Origin of the sequence: Epibacterium sp. Ofav1-8, from assembly GCF_022348185.1 — a bacterium.
Classification (GTDB): Bacteria; Pseudomonadota; Alphaproteobacteria; order Rhodobacterales; family Rhodobacteraceae; genus Epibacterium.
In genome coordinates this window covers 422,760-436,608 of sequence record NZ_JAKRFD010000002.1, presented here as the reverse complement: position 1 = coordinate 436,608, position 13,849 = coordinate 422,760, and the positions used below count along the sequence as shown (strand labels likewise).

Sequence of the window (13,849 nt, the reverse complement as noted above, 5' to 3'; positions counted from 1 at the left end):
GAAGATACGCGTTTTTTTTCTCATTGCATGTTGACCGATGAGGATTTCGCTCGTAACGTTCTGATTAATAACTAAGTCGGCCAGTCCGACGGGGAGATGTGTACGTAAAAGGGGGCTTCGGCCCCCTTTTTCGTCATTCTGTCGCGTTTTGGTGCGCGCCGTTGCCGCGCTCGCCCCACGGCGCGCGCGAACATCGGCGGATTTCAGGTATTTGCAAGCGAAACAGGCGTTATTCCCCTGACACATGCAGGTGGTCATGTTACATGGCGAAGACAGTTTCAAACAGAAGAGGCATTCATGTTGAAATCCCTCAGCTCGGTCTCTCTTGCACTTCTCCTCGCGGCCTCGCCGCTGGCAGCGCAAGAGACGACGGATCAGGACACAGCCGATCAGACTGCGGGCACCGCAGAGCAAGATGCAGAGGCACCCGCAGCCACTGCAGACCAGCTGCTGGATCTGGGCACGCCCGCGGATGCGGCGCTTCGGGTGGGGCAGCGCTATTCGAAAGAGAAATTCGGAGATTGGGACCTCGCCTGCGTGCGCACCGACTCGGGCGAAGACCCCTGCTCGCTGCTCCAGGTGCTGCTGGATGAGGAAGGCGGCCCGGTGGCCGAGGTTTCGCTGTTCCGCATCGATCAATCCGGTGGCGGTCTCGCGGTTGCAGGTGCCACGGTGATTGCGCCGCTGGAAACGCTGCTGCCGGCCGGCCTGACGGTCTCGGTCGATGGCGCCCCCGGCAAGCGCTACAACTTCTCGTTCTGCAATTCCGCCGGCTGCGTGGCGCAGATCGGCCTGACCGAAGCAGACATCAACGCGTTCAAACAGGGCAACGAGGCGATCTTCAGCCTGCGCCCGGCGCCCTCGCCGGATACCACGGTGTCGGTACCGATGTCGCTGAACGGCTTCACCGCCGGCTTCAACGCCGTGGACGTGGTCAAGCAGTAACCGCGCATGGTCTGAATGTGAAAACGCCCGCCTGACGCATCAGGCGGGCGTTTTTCTTCGGGGGGGTGTTCTGATGGCTCAGACGCGTTTCAGCGCAAGCACCGCGTTCAGCCCGCCAAAGGCAAAGGCGTTCGACAACGCCACGTCAACCTTGGCCTCGCGTGCCTCATTTGGAACCACGTCCAGGGCGCATTCGGGATCCGGCTCCTCGTAACCGATGGTCGGCGCGACCACGCCATCCCGCAACGCCATGATGCAGGCCAGAAGCTCCACCGCGCCGGTGCCGCCAATCAGATGCCCATGCATTGATTTTGTCGACGAAATCATAAGGTTATCGGCATGCGGCCCAAACACGTCCGCAACGGCCGCGCATTCGGTCTTGTCATTAGCGGCGGTGCCGGTGCCATGGGCATTGATATAGCCGACCTCATCGGCGTTGATCCGTGCATCCCGCAGCGCACCGGAAATCGCACGCGCCGCGCCCTGCTTGCTGGGCATGACAATGTCGGCGGCATCCGAACTCATGGCATAGCCGGCGATCTCGCAGAGGATTTCCGCCCCGCGCGCGCGGGCGTGTTCATATTCCTCGAAGACAAAGATCCCGGCACCTTCGCCCTGGACCATGCCGTTGCGATTGGCGCTGAAGGGGCGGCAGGCGTCCTTGGACATGACCCGCAACCCTTCCCAGGCTTTGACGCCGCCAAAGCACAGCATGGATTCGGACCCGCCGGTGATCATCGCCGGGCTCATGCCGCTGCGCACCATCTGGAACGCCTGGGCCATGGCATGATTGGAGGAGGCGCAGGCGGTGGAGACCGTAAAGCTCGGCCCCTTCAGGTTATACTCCATCGACACGTGGCTGGCGGCCGCGTTGTTCATGAGTTTGGGAACCACAAAGGGATGCACGCGGTTCTTGCCGTCCTCGTAGACCGACCGATAGTTGTCGTCCCAGGTCGAAACGCCGCCACCCGCCGTGCCAAGCACCACGCCGGAGCGCGCGGCGAGGTCGCCGGTAAACTCAAGCCCCGATTGCCGGATGGCCTGGCCCGCGGCCACCAATGTGAATTGGGTGAACCGGTCATAGAGCACCATCTGCTGGCGGTTGAACCGGCCTTCTGCTTCGAAATCACGGACTTGGCCACCGATCTTGATGGCCAGACGATCTACGTCGCGAAACTCCAGTTCGCCGATGCCACAACGCCCCTCGCGCATCGAGGTCAGGGTCTCGGCGACGGAATGCCCCAGCGCATTAATGGTTCCAGCGCCGGTAATCACAACGCGTTTCATCGCAAATCCTCTTGTCCCGCCATGTCCGGCGCGATCAGCCCTTTTCGGCGATCAGCTTGTCGATGCCGGTCACGATGGCAGCAACATTTGAAATATCGAAATCGCTCTGTTCAGGTTCATTGGCGTTGAAGGGGATCGTGATGTCGAATTCCTCTTCGATCGCAAAGATGCTCTCAACCAGGCCAAGGCTGTCGATCCCGAGATCTTCCAGCGTGCTGTCGAGAGTGACATCCGAGGGGTCCAGCACCGCCTGTTCCGCGATGATTGCAATGACCTTGTCCTGCGTGCTCATGAAGGGGCTCCTGCGGAAGATAAGTTTGGCAGAGGTTTACTGACTGCTTTGCTATTTGAAAACAGCCTTTTTCAGCGCATCCAGTTCGCGCATCAGCCGCGGCAGGCGGCGTTGCGCCTTGTAGATTTCGGTGTGCGTGTCCATCTTGACCGCCGGGTATCCCATCATCACGCGGCCCGCCGGGACATTGGACAGGATCTTGGTGCCGCCCCCGGCGATGACCCGGTCGCCGACAAAGAGATTGTCGGCAACACCGCATTGGCCACCAAGCACCACATTGTTGCCGATGTCGACAGACCCCGACAGCCCGGTCTGGCCGCACAGCAGGCAATCATTGCCGATGCGGCAGTTGTGTCCGATGTGTACCTGGTTGTCGAGCTTGGTGCCATTGCCGATCACGGTGTCGCGGATGGTGCCGTTGTCGATCGTGCAGTTGGCGCCGATTTCCACGTCATTTCCGATCCTTACGGCACCCAGCGAATGTATGCGGACCCAGGATTGCGCATCGGTCTCGCCCTGGTCTCCCAGTGTTTTGCGGGCATTTTCGACGCCGGAAGTCTCTGGGGTGACATAGGAAAACCCATCCGACGCGATCCGGGCGCCGGGCTGGGCGCGGAACCGATCACCGATGGTCACACGCGCCCCGATCGACACCATTTCCCGCAGATGCGCCTGCGCGCCGATGGTCACATCGGCCCCGATGAAGCAATGCGCGCCAATCAGCGATCCTTCGCCGATCCGTGCATTCGGCCCCACCACGCAGAGCGGACCAATGCTGACATCGGCGCCGATCTGCGCTGTCGGATCAATCACGGCGGAGGGGTGGATACCTGGCTGTTCTCCCTGACCCGGGTCGAGCATTCGCGTCACGCCGCCCATCGCCAGGCGCGGACGGGTGGCAAAGATCGCCGCCTCCAGCCCCATGCCCTGCCAGTCTGCCCCGTCCCAGAGCAACGCGGCACGAGCACTGCCGAGCGCCAGCGCATCGGCATATTTCGGCGCCATGGCCATGGCGAGCGCATCCGGTTTGGCGTCCTGCGGCTCTGCCGCATGGGTGACCGTCAGATCGAGCGCACCAGCCGCCTCAGCGCCAAGTGCATTGGCAATTTCACGAATGGTGAACATCGGGCCATCCCTCCTGAACCGGATCCTTGGCCCGAGACTTAGCCTTGAACGCCGGGGAGTGCCACCCCTGCCTGTTCCAGTGCCGACCAGATCTTTGCGTCACGCCCGTAGACGTCGCGGCGGAACTCGGCGCGCCCCTCTTCGGAGACAAAGGCGGTGCGATAGATGATATGAACCGGCACGTTCTGCTCAAGCTCCACCTTGGTTTCGCGGCCACTGTTCAGGATGCTGTGGAAATACTGTTTCGGATCAGAGGTTTGCCGCGCCAGCAGCGCATAGGCGAATTCGAACGGTTTCTGCAGCCGGATACAGCCATGCGAAAAGGCGCGCACCTCGCGCCCAAACAGGCTCTTTTGCGGGGTGTCATGCAGATAGATGTTGTACTTGTTGGGGAACATGAACTTCACCAGCCCCAGCGCGTTGCGGCTGCTGGGCGGCTGACGCATGGCAAAGGGAAAGCTGCGCGCGGTGAACTGGGTGAAATCCACATTGTTGCGGTTCACCACCCGGCCCCGGCTGTCGGTGATTTCGATATAGCTATGGGCGTTTGGGTTGTTCTTCAGCTTTGGCAGATATTCCTTGGTCACGATCGAACGTGGCACATACCAGCTCGGATTGATGACCATATGTTCCATCTCGTCGGAAAACTCCGGCGAGCGGCGGTCGTAGCTGTTGCGGCCAATCACCGAGCGGGTGACAAATGTCACCTCGCCATTGTCGATGATCTTGGCGGTGAAATCCGTCTGGTTGACGAGGATGTGGCGGTCGCCACGCTCCGGCGTCAGCCAGCGTTCGCGCTCCATCGCGACCATCACCGATTTGATCCGGTCGCTGACCGGGCGATTCAGCTCCTTCAGCGTGCCCTCGCCGGCGATGCCATCCACTTCCAGCCCGTGCTCCGCCTGGAACCGGCGCACCGCGTCCTCCAGATCAAAGTCATAGGCGGCGCTGGCGGTCGGATCCATGTATCCCATCGACACCAGCCGGTCCCGGAGCGCCACGACACCTGCCCCGGTGTCGCCCGGCTCCATTTTGCGGACCGGCACCGACGCGCCCCAGCCGCCCGCGGCCAGCAGCGCTTCGAGGCGCAGTTTCTCGCGCAGCAGCGCCCGGTATTGCGCCGAAGCGGGCACGAGGCTTTGCAGGAAGGCATGCGGCCGCTGTTCGGAGATGCCCCGCAGGAGCGCCGTCATGTCGATCTTATGTTTCTTGCGAACGATGCCGTCGTCAATGCGGGACGGCGTATCGATCAGGCCGGTCTGCAGGTCGGTGGCATAGTCCACAAGCGCGCGGCTCAGCGCAACTTCGACGGCGCCCAGATCGCGGGTGGAGCGCACGGCGCGCATCTGTTCGGTCAATTCGACCACGCGCGGCGCCATATCGGGCAGCCCGTGCTGCGCGGCCTCGTCCAGCGCCTGCATCAGGGCCTGACGCCGGGCCCGGGCGTCCTCTGTGTCGGCGGTCCAGATCGGTTCAAAGCCGTTCTCGCGGTAGAACGCGGAGACGTCGGCATCTTCCCACGCCATTTCCGCAACCGCCTGTCGAAAGCCGGCAGTGGAGGCCTGGGAGACACTGGCCCAAAGCGGCGACACGGCCAACGCGGAGGCCATCAGCCCCGCTTTGAGAAAGGACGAAAGTTTTGGTGCGCAAGGCCGCGACATTCTCAATACACTCCAAGATATAACGCAAGGGTTTCAGATAGACCCTAACCGACTGTAGGTAAACGACCCCCTTGCAAGTCCATTCACATTTGCATCAGCCGTGTGGTTGAGGCCGCAATGGTGCCCGTAAACCGCAATAGCGGCGTTTTGTTCCCCGGCAGGAGGGGGAAAAACGCCCCGCCCCTCCCCTTCTGCGCGGGATTTTGCCGAAAATCCGGTGCTTTCCGGCCACAGATCAATCCCGTCTTGGCAGGCGATTCTCGCTGTGCCATACAGCCTGTGCGTATCAAAACGCGTAAATTCCCGACAAATATCGGGCAGTGTGAAAACAAAAGCGTATGGGACAACGCTCATCACAATGGCAGAAAAAAATACCGGGTTTACCCGTCGAGCACTCTTGAAGGCATTTGCGGCGACCACTGTCGCATCCGCCCCCACCTACTCCCAGGCAGCAGGCTTCCTCCGCGGAGGTGGCGATATCCGCCGCATCCGCATGTATTCCGGTCGCACAGGCGAACGCCTCGACATGGTCTACTGGATTGATGGCAAATACATCAAAGATGCGGTCAAGGAGATCAACCACTTCATGCGCGATTGGCGGACCGATCAGGTCAAGTCCATGGATCTGCGCACCATCGACATCATGGCGGCCTCGCACAACCTCCTGGAGGTGAACGAGCCCTACCTATTGTTGTCCGGTTACCGCAGCCCGCAGACCAACGCGATGCTGCGCAGCCGCTCGCGTGGTGTTGCCAAGAACTCCTTGCACATGAAGGGCCAGGCCGCAGATCTGCGTCTCGCGTCGCGGTCGGTTGGTCAGATGGCGCAGGCCGCGCAGGCCTGCAAGGCTGGCGGTGTGGGTCGCTACTACGGCTCGAACTTCGTTCATATGGACTGCGGCGTCGTCCGCACCTGGCGCGGCTAACACACGCCTGTCGCCTGTCCCCGATCTGGTTTGCGCGCTGTTCTGCCACAGCGCGCCCATTTGCGTTTCAAACGCTGGTTCCACCGCCCCCATGCCGCGCGCCAATTCAGCACAAGGAATTGCCGGATCGGGTGTTTTTTCCATTGCAGAGGGTACAGCAGCCGCGTATATCGCGCAGACAGACGCACCTGTAGCTCAGCTGGATAGAGCGCTGCCCTCCGAAGGCAGAGGCCATAGGTTCGAATCCTATCAGGTGCGCCACTTACCCCTTTCCCGATAATGTACCGATGTTGGCATGCGACAGTAATCCTGACGCGCGGCTATGCTGGCGGGTGCCTTCTGACACGGCCGCCTCCGCAGTTGGGTCTGGCCCCTAGCCCGCCAGACGTTTTTCTGTGTCCGGTGTCGACATGCTCTCGTCCAGACGCGTTTCGATCCGGGCGATGGTGTCCCGGCGCAGGTCGCGCTTGATCTCGGCGTATGTGGCCGGAGGCAGGCTTGCACATTTGCGCGCCTCTTTCAGGGCATAGCCGTGCAGATCCTCCAGATCATCGGCGATGATTTCGATGATCTGCGCATTGCGCGCGGCGATCGGGCCCAGGCGTTGCCCGGTCAGCATCAGACGCCGCTGGGTATTGGTGTCCAGAGATGCGCGGGCGATTTCCATAAGCGCCGCCGGATACCCCTGGCCCTGCTGGACCTGCGACAGTTCGAACCCGGCCCGTGCGTGGGCAACCCGGACGTCGCTGGCCAGAACAAAGAACATGCCGGCACCGGAACAGAGCCCGGCACAGGCCGTCACCACCGGCTTTGGGCTTGCGTAGAGCGCCAGAAAGGCGGCGTTCAGTTCCGCGTCGGGACGCTCTGCGCCTGCCGCGTCGTCAAGCGGCAATCCGGTGCAGAAATCCTTGAAGGGGCTTGTCAGAAGCAGCGCGCGAACGCTGTCATCCCGGGACAGGGCCATGATCTCGGTCTGAAAGTCGCGCAGGAACGCGGCCGTCAGCCGGTTCTCAGGCGCATGGCCCAGTTGCAACTCCACCACGCCATCCCCATGCGGCCGCCGGTTGAGCCATTCCTCTTGTGCCATATTCACCCCCAGTGATGTCTCAGGACCGCAGGCGCACGTCACCCGCGGTTCACGGGTGCGAGTCTCTGACGGGAGGTTTGCCAATCTATTACCAGCCTCAGGCAATAAGTGCGCAATTGTAGCTGTTTCACCCGGGATGCGAGCTGTGGCGGAGGCCAACGCCCTGTCCTGACCCGCGCCGAGGCCGGCCCCGGCTCGGGTAGATGTTTGGTCTGCATTTGTTTTTCACCTATTGCACTGATCTTGACCTCACCGACAATGCGCGCATGACTGGGGGAAGAGACTGGTTTTTCACCGCGACGCCCCGAAAAACTCAGGCTATGTGTGGTGTCGCACCGCCGGAACGCCAGGCCTGTCTTCCGGATCAGGCAAGCGCCCCGGCGTGATCTAGAAAGGACAGATGATGAAGAGCGTATTGATCCTCAATGGCCCGAACCTGAACCTGCTGGGCACCCGGCAGCCGGAGGTCTACGGGTCACAGACGTTGGCGATGGTCGAAGATTCCTGTCGCCAGCATGGGGAACAAGCCGGTCTGGAGGTCGCCTGCTACCAGTCGAATCACGAAGGAGACCTGCTCGACCAGATCCATGCGGCCAAGGGCAAATATGACGGCATCGTGCTGAACGCCGGGGCCTATACCCACAGTTCGATCGCGCTGATGGATGCCATCTACTCTGTCGAGGTGCCCACGGTCGAGGTTCACCTGTCCAACATTCATGCGCGCGAGACGTTTCGCCATACCTCCTACATCGGGCGCGCGGCGCTGGGGCAGATCTGCGGCTTTGGCGCCTTTGGCTATCTGATGGCGATCGACGCCTTGCTGCAGCACCATGCCAGCCGGGAAGTGTCATGACACTGAGCGACTATCTCCACCGTCTGACCCAGTTCAAGACCATGGAGGAGCTGTGGCATGCCCATGTCAACCAGATGGGCCGCTACGGGTTTGACCGGCTGATCTACGGCTATACCCTGTTCAAGACCGCGACGTCGCTCGGCGATCCGGACGATTTTGTGATCCTGAGCAATCACAGCCCGGAGTATCTCAACGGCTTCCTTGCCGAGGGGCTCTATGCCGATGCGCCAATGCTGGACTGGGCGCTCACCAACGAGGGCTTTGCCAGCTGGCGCCGCGCCCATGACATGGCGCGTGCCGGCCAACTGGATCCCAAAACCCAGGCCGTTTACGACTTCAATCAGCGGATGGGCGTGAAGGCCGGCTATACCATCAGTTTCAACTCGGCCACGCAGCGGTTCAAAGGCGCGATCGCCCTGACCGCGCGGCGGGATCTGACCCAGGATGCGGTTGATGAAATCTGGGAGGCGCATGGGCAGGACATCCTGCTGATGAACAATGTTGCGCATCTGAAAATCCTCACCCTGCCCTATCATGCGCCCAATCGGGGGCTGACCAAACGGCAGCGCGAGGTTCTGCAATGGGTGGGCGATGGCAAGACCACGCAGGACATCGCGATCCTGATGGGGCTGACACCCGCAACCATCGAAAAACACCTGCGGCTGGCGCGCGAATCCCTCTGCGTGGAGACCACGGCGCAGGCGGTGCTGAAGGCGGCGCTGCACAATCAGATGTATGCCGTCGTGACCTGAGGATTCGCCCCGTCACCCGATCCGGAACCGATCTGCCAGAGGCAACATTTTTACGACGTTTTGTTGATCCTTCCCTGAAGTACACACGCGAAGAGGTAAGGAAATCAAGACTTTCGCCTTATGCGTTAAAACGACATAATCTAGGCGTTCCGTGAGTGGTGGCTTAGCCTGGGAACTACGGGAAACGATCCTTGAAATTACAGGGCTCTCCGACCTGTCCGGTCGTTGGTGTGTATTGTTCCATGCCAACGACCGGAGATATTCCACACATCTAACGTCACACGTCACCAGGACGGCCCCCGCGCTGAGCGGGCATTGTTGCGTGCCGCTCTGCCCGTGGCTTGGGCTTCTGATGAACGCCCAAAACGAAAAACCCCCGGCGCACAGAGGCACCGGGGGCAAGATCTTGGCGGTGGAGCCGGGCTTAGCCCTGAGCGGCTTTGGCCACTTCTGCTGCGAAGTCTTCTTTTTCGACTTCGATGCCTTCGCCAACCTCAACGCGGATGAAGCCGGTGATGGTGGCGCCCGCTTCCTTGGCTGCGGCTTCCACGGTCAGGTCCGGGTTCACCACGAACTGCTGGTTCAGCAGGGTGGATTCGGCGACGAATTTCTTCATGCGACCGTCGATCATCTTTTCGATGACCTGCTCCGGCTTGCCGGATTCGCGGGCGATGTCGATCTGAACCTGACGCTCTTTCTCGACGATGGCCGGGTCCATGTCCGCCTCGGACAGGGCCGCCGGGTTCACGGCTGCGATGTGCATCGCGACCTGCTTGCCGATGGCTTCGTCGCCGCCGGTCAGTGCGACCAGAACGCCGATTTTGCCCATGCCGTCGGTGGCCGCGTTGTGCACGTAGGACACGACGGTTTCACCTTCCAGCTTCGCCATGCGACGCAGGGTCATGTTCTCGCCGATGGTGGCGATCTTGTCGGTCAGGGTGTTGGCAATGGATTTGCCACCCAGATCGGCTTCGGCCAGCTCTTCGACGGTGTCCACCGAGAGGGCTGCCTTGGCGATGCCGGCGACCATCTCCTGGAACTCGCCGTTTTTCGCGACGAAGTCGGTTTCGGAGTTCACCTCGACAGCAACACCTTTGCCGCCGTCGACGACCACGGCCACCAGGCCTTCTGCGGCGGTACGGCCGGATTTCTTGGCCGCTTTGGCGAGGCCCTTGGTGCGCAGCCAGTCAACGGCAGCTTCCATGTCGCCGTCGTTCTCGACCAGTGCTTTTTTCGCGTCCATCATGCCTGCGCCGGTGGATTCGCGCAGTTCTTTCACCATTGCTGCAGTGATTGCCATCTTGGGCTCTCCTCAAGTCAAATGCGGTTTGGGGCAGGTCTACCCTGCCCCGCATGTCAAATCGATGACAGGCTGTCGGATCAGGCCTCGGCGGCCTCTTCCGCGACGGCTTCTTCGACCGGTGCTTCTTCCAGTGCACCAAGGTCAACACCGGCCGCGCCAAGCTGAGCGGACATGCCGTCCAGAGCCGCACGGGATACGAGATCGCAGTAGAGCGAGATCGCACGCGCCGCGTCATCGTTGCCGGGGATGATGTAGTCCACACCTTCCGGGGAGCAGTTGGTGTCGACGATAGCCACAACCGGGATGCCCAGCTTGTTGGCTTCGGCGATCGCCAGGGCTTCTTTCTTCACGTCGATGACGAAGAGAAGATCCGGGATGCCGCCCATGTCGCGGATGCCGCCGAGCGAGGCTTGCAGCTTCTGCTGGTCGCGTTCCATGCCCAGGCGCTCTTTCTTGGTCAGGCCTTCGGCGCCGGCTGCCATGCGCTCGTCGATCTCTTTCAGACGGTTGATCGACTGGGACACGGTTTTCCAGTTGGTCAGCGTGCCGCCGAGCCAGCGGTGGTTCATGTAGTACTGCGCGGATTTCTCTGCGGCTTCGGCGATCGGCGCTGCGGCCTGACGCTTGGTGCCGACGAAGAGAACGCGGCCACCCTTGGCAACGGTTTCACGGATCGCGTTCAGCGCCTGATCCAGCATCGGAACGGTCTGGGTGAGGTCCATGATGTGGATGCCGTTGCGCGCGCCGTAGATGAAGGGCGACATGCGCGGGTTCCAGCGCTGAGTCTGGTGACCAAAGTGAACGCCAGCTTCCAGCAGCTGACGCATGGAGAACTCGGGAAGAGCCATGCTATTCTATCCTTTCCGGTTTAATCCTCGGCGGGGGTTCAGAAGCGGATGCCTCCAACCGGCGGTCTGTCAGGGATGTCTCCCCTGGACAGGCCAAACCCCGCCTGCGGGTTCGATGGCGCGCGTATAAGCCAGCTTGGCCAGCAGCGCAAGCGCAAAAGCGCGGCATCAAGGCTGTTCCAGCACATCCCTGCGCAGGGCCTGATGTCCGGCGCGCACGATGTCGCCACAGGCGCGGGCCAGTGACTTGCGATCCGCAAAGTCGCGCACCGCCAGCGGGCTGTGATAACGCAGTTCCACCCGCCCGGGGGCGCGCGTGGCGAGAACTTTCAACACATGCGGACCAAAATCCATATCCCCCCACCAGCCGTAGTAACGCGGATCAGCGCCATCGGGTGCGTGAAAGACCACCGAAACCGGCTGCACGTAGAGCCGATCCCGCAGATCCGCGTCAAACAGAGAGGCAAACAGCGTGGTCTTGAAGGGCAGCACCTGCAAGCCGTCGGTGGAGGTCCCCTCCGGGAAGAACAGCAGCTTGTGCCCGGCTTTCAGCCGCTTGGCAAAAAGGGTTTTCTGCGCGCTGGCCTGTGACCGGTCGCGATCAATGAACACCGTGCCGGTGGCCCGTGCCAGCCAGCCGATCCCGGGCCATGCGGCGACCTCGGATTTCGACACGAAATAGATCCGCTTGGTGGCGTTGAGTGCAAATATGTCGAGCCAGGAGGTATGGTTCGCCACCACGATCCCGGGCTGCGACATCGGGGCGCCTGTCGCCTTGAAGGACAGACCGAGGATGCGAAAGGCGTTGCGGCAGACAAACATCGTGATCGCGGGGCTGACTGGCCGATGCAGGCCGCACAGCGGGCGTTCGACCAGCCGGATCAACAGCATCAGCACCAGCCCGCCAAAGATCAGCACCGCCAGCGGCACGCCGCGCCGCAAGGCACGCACCCAATCGCGCCCGGACAGTGTCATCGTGTCCGGTGGAGTATCGCTGTTCCAGCTGACGCTCATTCCGCGCTGCTGCCCCGGGTGTAGATCCGGCTCTGGCGCGCGTTCATCCGCGCGGTATCGAGGATCAGGCACACATCGGTGGTGTTGAAATCATGATCGACAAACGCGCCATCGCCCACAAAGCCCCCGAGCCGCAGATAGGCCTTGATCAGCGCCGGGGTCTGCAGCATCGCGGTGCGCCGGTCGATCTGCCCGGGCGGCAGCAGATCCATCGACTGGTAGTGGGTCGACCGCACCCGGAGATCCTCGGGTGCCAGATGGTTGGCGTTCAGCATCGACAGCGGCTGTGCCAGCGCGGCGGGATCGGTGCCGTGGAAGGACGCCACACCAAACAGCACCTCGATGTCATGCGCAGCCACATACTCCGCCAGACCGTTCCAAAGGTGGAACATGGCCATGCCGCCACGGTAGTCGCGGTGCAGGCAGGAGCGCCCAAGCTCCAGCAGCTTGCGCCCGGACTGTCGCAACGGGGTCAGGTCGTATTCGTCTTCGGAGTAGAACTGCCCCAGCGCCGCGGCCTGATCGCTGCGCAAGAGCCGGTACACGCCGACGACCTCGTCGGTGCTGGTGTCGCTGACCAGCATGTGATCGAAATACGGGTCGAACTTGTCCTGTTCCAGCCCGGCCTCGTGGTCCACGAGGTCGCCACTGCCGCCGAGTTCGCGCACAAAGACCTCGTAGCGCAGCGCCTGCGCGGCTCTGAGGTCCTCGTCCGTCTCGGCAATCCTCACGGTGAATTGCGGCGCGCCATCGTGCATAAGTCTGTTCTACCCCTGATCTGTGGCGGGCAAATAGCCCATCGGCATGTTCGCGCGCAAGATATATGCACACTTGTCTGTGATTGGTTAACCTTTCATAAACCGTTTTTACGGATCAAAGACTGGAACAAGGGCAACGCGCGCACCGTCAAAGACGACTTTGCCCTGGTCGGGAAAATTGACTGTGATCTTGCCGCCCACGTTTGACTGCACCTGCCCGACGCCCCACTCCGGGTGATCGGGATGGCGCACAAACATGCCGGGGGCCAGGATCGCGTTGAGGTCGTTCATATCGGGATGACCCTATTGGAGGAAAGTTATGGGTGTAGATAACGCCAATTTGGCCGCATTGGTAGGCTCTCGGATCTGTCACGATCTGATCAGCCCTGTGGGGGCCATCAACAACGGCCTGGAGCTGCTGGGCATGTCCAACACGCTGGACGGCCCGGAGTTGGAACTGATCTCGGACAGCGTCAACAACGCCAATGCCCGCATCCGTTTCTTCCGGGTCGCCTTTGGCGCTGCCGGTGAACAGGAACTGGGCCGCGCAGAAGTCGAAAGCGTGCTCGCCGATGTCAGCAAGGGTGGGCGGATCAAGTACAACTGGTCCTCCGACGGGGCGGCCGCACGGCGCGAGGTCCGCATGGCCTTTCTGGCGGCGCTGTGCCTGGAAACCGCCCTGCCCTATGGCGGCACCGTGCAGATCCTGCGCAGCAGCGACAGCTGGACCGTGGTGGGCGAAGGGCGCAAGATCAATGTCGACGAGGCGCTCTGGTCCGGGTTGAGCGGCCAGGACCACAGTGCCGAGATCACACCGGCCCTGATCCAGTTTGCCCTGCTACCGGAAGCGGCGCGCGAGGCCGGACGGCGCGTGAGTTTCGATCAGACCGTCGACAAGGTCTCGATCAGCTTCTAGGCGGATGCCCCAGCCTCTTGCACGGGAGGCCGGTCTGAAACGTTGAACAACGCCGCGCAGTCTGCCGCGGCGTTGTTGGTTTT

At 61.8% G+C, this 13,849-nt stretch carries 15 protein-coding genes and 1 tRNA gene; 6 read left to right on the top strand and 10 right to left on the bottom strand.

The window, feature by feature from the left end:
- Nucleotides 1–297 precede the first annotated feature (297 nt).
- Nucleotides 298–945 carry an invasion associated locus B family protein gene (locus tag MHM97_RS04880; protein ID WP_239320164.1) on the top strand — a complete coding sequence of 216 codons (648 nt, stop codon included), beginning with the start codon at nt 298–300 and terminating at the stop codon, nt 943–945.
- A 78-nt stretch (nt 946–1,023) separates the two neighbouring features.
- Here MHM97_RS04880 and MHM97_RS04875 read toward each other — a convergent pair whose 3' ends face one another.
- Genes MHM97_RS04875 through MHM97_RS04860 form a run of 4 tightly spaced genes read right to left on the bottom strand, consistent with a single transcriptional unit; the run spans nt 1,024 to nt 5,310 of the window.
- A complete protein-coding gene (locus MHM97_RS04875; RefSeq protein ID WP_239320162.1) occupies nt 1,024–2,232 on the bottom strand; it encodes a beta-ketoacyl-[acyl-carrier-protein] synthase family protein in 1,209 nt (402 codons plus the stop codon).
- Nucleotides 2,233–2,266: 34 nt separating this feature from the next.
- Entirely contained in the window at nt 2,267–2,524 is a 258-nt protein-coding gene (locus MHM97_RS04870; protein ID WP_239320161.1) for an acyl carrier protein, read from the bottom strand.
- Between the two features lie 51 nt (nt 2,525–2,575).
- Nucleotides 2,576–3,649 carry a UDP-3-O-(3-hydroxymyristoyl)glucosamine N-acyltransferase gene (lpxD, locus tag MHM97_RS04865; protein WP_239320158.1) on the bottom strand — a complete coding sequence of 358 codons (1,074 nt, stop codon included), beginning with the start codon at nt 3,647–3,649 and terminating at the stop codon, nt 2,576–2,578.
- Nucleotides 3,650–3,687: 38 nt separating this feature from the next.
- Nucleotides 3,688–5,310, bottom strand: coding sequence for a L,D-transpeptidase family protein (locus tag MHM97_RS04860; protein WP_370645677.1), 1,623 nt, complete (start codon nt 5,308–5,310; stop codon nt 3,688–3,690).
- A gap of 358 nt (nt 5,311–5,668) precedes the next feature.
- On the opposite strand from MHM97_RS04860, the gene MHM97_RS04855 reads away from it, so the two are divergent.
- Nucleotides 5,669–6,235, top strand: a complete 567-nt coding sequence (locus MHM97_RS04855) for a YcbK family protein (protein WP_239320152.1) — start codon at nt 5,669–5,671, stop codon at nt 6,233–6,235.
- Between the two features lie 184 nt (nt 6,236–6,419).
- Nucleotides 6,420–6,496, top strand: a tRNA-Arg gene (locus tag MHM97_RS04850).
- A 112-nt stretch (nt 6,497–6,608) separates the two neighbouring features.
- On the opposite strand, the gene MHM97_RS04845 is transcribed toward MHM97_RS04850, so the two are convergent.
- Nucleotides 6,609–7,322: an enoyl-CoA hydratase/isomerase family protein gene (locus MHM97_RS04845; protein WP_239320149.1), complete on the bottom strand. Its 714-nt coding sequence runs from the start codon at nt 7,320–7,322 to the stop codon at nt 6,609–6,611.
- A 403-nt stretch (nt 7,323–7,725) separates the two neighbouring features.
- Between MHM97_RS04845 and aroQ the strand changes: the two genes are divergently transcribed.
- Nucleotides 7,726–8,175 (top strand): type II 3-dehydroquinate dehydratase, encoded by a 450-nt coding sequence (aroQ, locus tag MHM97_RS04840; protein ID WP_239320146.1) that lies wholly within the window; start codon nt 7,726–7,728, stop codon nt 8,173–8,175.
- Nucleotides 8,172–8,927 carry an autoinducer binding domain-containing protein gene (locus MHM97_RS04835; RefSeq protein ID WP_239320143.1) on the top strand — a complete coding sequence of 252 codons (756 nt, stop codon included), beginning with the start codon at nt 8,172–8,174 and terminating at the stop codon, nt 8,925–8,927. Before aroQ ends, MHM97_RS04835 begins: the two co-directional genes overlap by 4 nt.
- 424 nt (nt 8,928–9,351) lie before the next feature.
- Here MHM97_RS04835 and tsf read toward each other — a convergent pair whose 3' ends face one another.
- From tsf to MHM97_RS04810, 5 genes are all read right to left on the bottom strand, one after another.
- Nucleotides 9,352–10,227, bottom strand: coding sequence for a translation elongation factor Ts (gene tsf / locus MHM97_RS04830; RefSeq protein WP_239320140.1), 876 nt, complete (start codon nt 10,225–10,227; stop codon nt 9,352–9,354).
- 80 nt (nt 10,228–10,307) lie between these two features.
- Nucleotides 10,308–11,078, bottom strand: coding sequence for a 30S ribosomal protein S2 (gene rpsB / locus MHM97_RS04825; RefSeq protein WP_239320137.1), 771 nt, complete (start codon nt 11,076–11,078; stop codon nt 10,308–10,310).
- A 168-nt stretch (nt 11,079–11,246) separates the two neighbouring features.
- The gene (locus tag MHM97_RS04820; protein WP_239320135.1) at nt 11,247–12,092 is read right to left on the bottom strand and encodes a lysophospholipid acyltransferase family protein; all 846 of its coding nucleotides are present in this window, start codon (nt 12,090–12,092) and stop codon (nt 11,247–11,249) included.
- Nucleotides 12,089–12,850: a GNAT family N-acetyltransferase gene (locus tag MHM97_RS04815; RefSeq protein ID WP_239320134.1), complete on the bottom strand. Its 762-nt coding sequence runs from the start codon at nt 12,848–12,850 to the stop codon at nt 12,089–12,091. Before MHM97_RS04815 ends, MHM97_RS04820 begins: the two co-directional genes overlap by 4 nt.
- Before the next feature lie 108 nt (nt 12,851–12,958).
- The gene (locus MHM97_RS04810; protein ID WP_239320132.1) at nt 12,959–13,141 is read right to left on the bottom strand and encodes a DUF3553 domain-containing protein; all 183 of its coding nucleotides are present in this window, start codon (nt 13,139–13,141) and stop codon (nt 12,959–12,961) included.
- A gap of 28 nt (nt 13,142–13,169) precedes the next feature.
- On the opposite strand from MHM97_RS04810, the gene MHM97_RS04805 reads away from it, so the two are divergent.
- Nucleotides 13,170–13,766: a histidine phosphotransferase family protein gene (locus tag MHM97_RS04805; RefSeq protein WP_239320130.1), complete on the top strand. Its 597-nt coding sequence runs from the start codon at nt 13,170–13,172 to the stop codon at nt 13,764–13,766.
- Nucleotides 13,767–13,849: the final 83 nt, after the last annotated feature.

What these genes read in the sequence shown, in the direction of transcription:
- MHM97_RS04855 (WP_239320152.1), top strand. Translation starts at nt 5,669, where the DNA reads ATGGCAGAAAAAAATACCGGGTTTACCCGTCGAGCACTCTTGAAGGCA.
- aroQ (WP_239320146.1), top strand. Translation starts at nt 7,726, where the DNA reads ATGAAGAGCGTATTGATCCTCAATGGCCCGAACCTGAACCTGCTGGGC.
- lpxD (WP_239320158.1), bottom strand. Translation starts at nt 3,649, where the DNA reads ATGTTCACCATTCGTGAAATTGCCAATGCACTTGGCGCTGAGGCGGCT.
- MHM97_RS04875 (WP_239320162.1), bottom strand. Translation starts at nt 2,232, where the DNA reads ATGAAACGCGTTGTGATTACCGGCGCTGGAACCATTAATGCGCTGGGG.
- MHM97_RS04845 (WP_239320149.1), bottom strand. Translation starts at nt 7,322, where the DNA reads ATGGCACAAGAGGAATGGCTCAACCGGCGGCCGCATGGGGATGGCGTG.
- MHM97_RS04870 (WP_239320161.1), bottom strand. Translation starts at nt 2,524, where the DNA reads ATGAGCACGCAGGACAAGGTCATTGCAATCATCGCGGAACAGGCGGTG.
- rpsB (WP_239320137.1), bottom strand. Translation starts at nt 11,078, where the DNA reads ATGGCTCTTCCCGAGTTCTCCATGCGTCAGCTGCTGGAAGCTGGCGTT.
- MHM97_RS04815 (WP_239320134.1), bottom strand. Translation starts at nt 12,850, where the DNA reads ATGCACGATGGCGCGCCGCAATTCACCGTGAGGATTGCCGAGACGGAC.
- tsf (WP_239320140.1), bottom strand. Translation starts at nt 10,227, where the DNA reads ATGGCAATCACTGCAGCAATGGTGAAAGAACTGCGCGAATCCACCGGC.
- MHM97_RS04805 (WP_239320130.1), top strand. Translation starts at nt 13,170, where the DNA reads ATGGGTGTAGATAACGCCAATTTGGCCGCATTGGTAGGCTCTCGGATC.
- MHM97_RS04880 (WP_239320164.1), top strand. Translation starts at nt 298, where the DNA reads ATGTTGAAATCCCTCAGCTCGGTCTCTCTTGCACTTCTCCTCGCGGCC.
- MHM97_RS04860 (WP_370645677.1), bottom strand. Translation starts at nt 5,310, where the DNA reads ATGTCGCGGCCTTGCGCACCAAAACTTTCGTCCTTTCTCAAAGCGGGG.
- MHM97_RS04835 (WP_239320143.1), top strand. Translation starts at nt 8,172, where the DNA reads ATGACACTGAGCGACTATCTCCACCGTCTGACCCAGTTCAAGACCATG.
- MHM97_RS04810 (WP_239320132.1), bottom strand. Translation starts at nt 13,141, where the DNA reads ATGAACGACCTCAACGCGATCCTGGCCCCCGGCATGTTTGTGCGCCAT.
- MHM97_RS04820 (WP_239320135.1), bottom strand. Translation starts at nt 12,092, where the DNA reads ATGAGCGTCAGCTGGAACAGCGATACTCCACCGGACACGATGACACTG.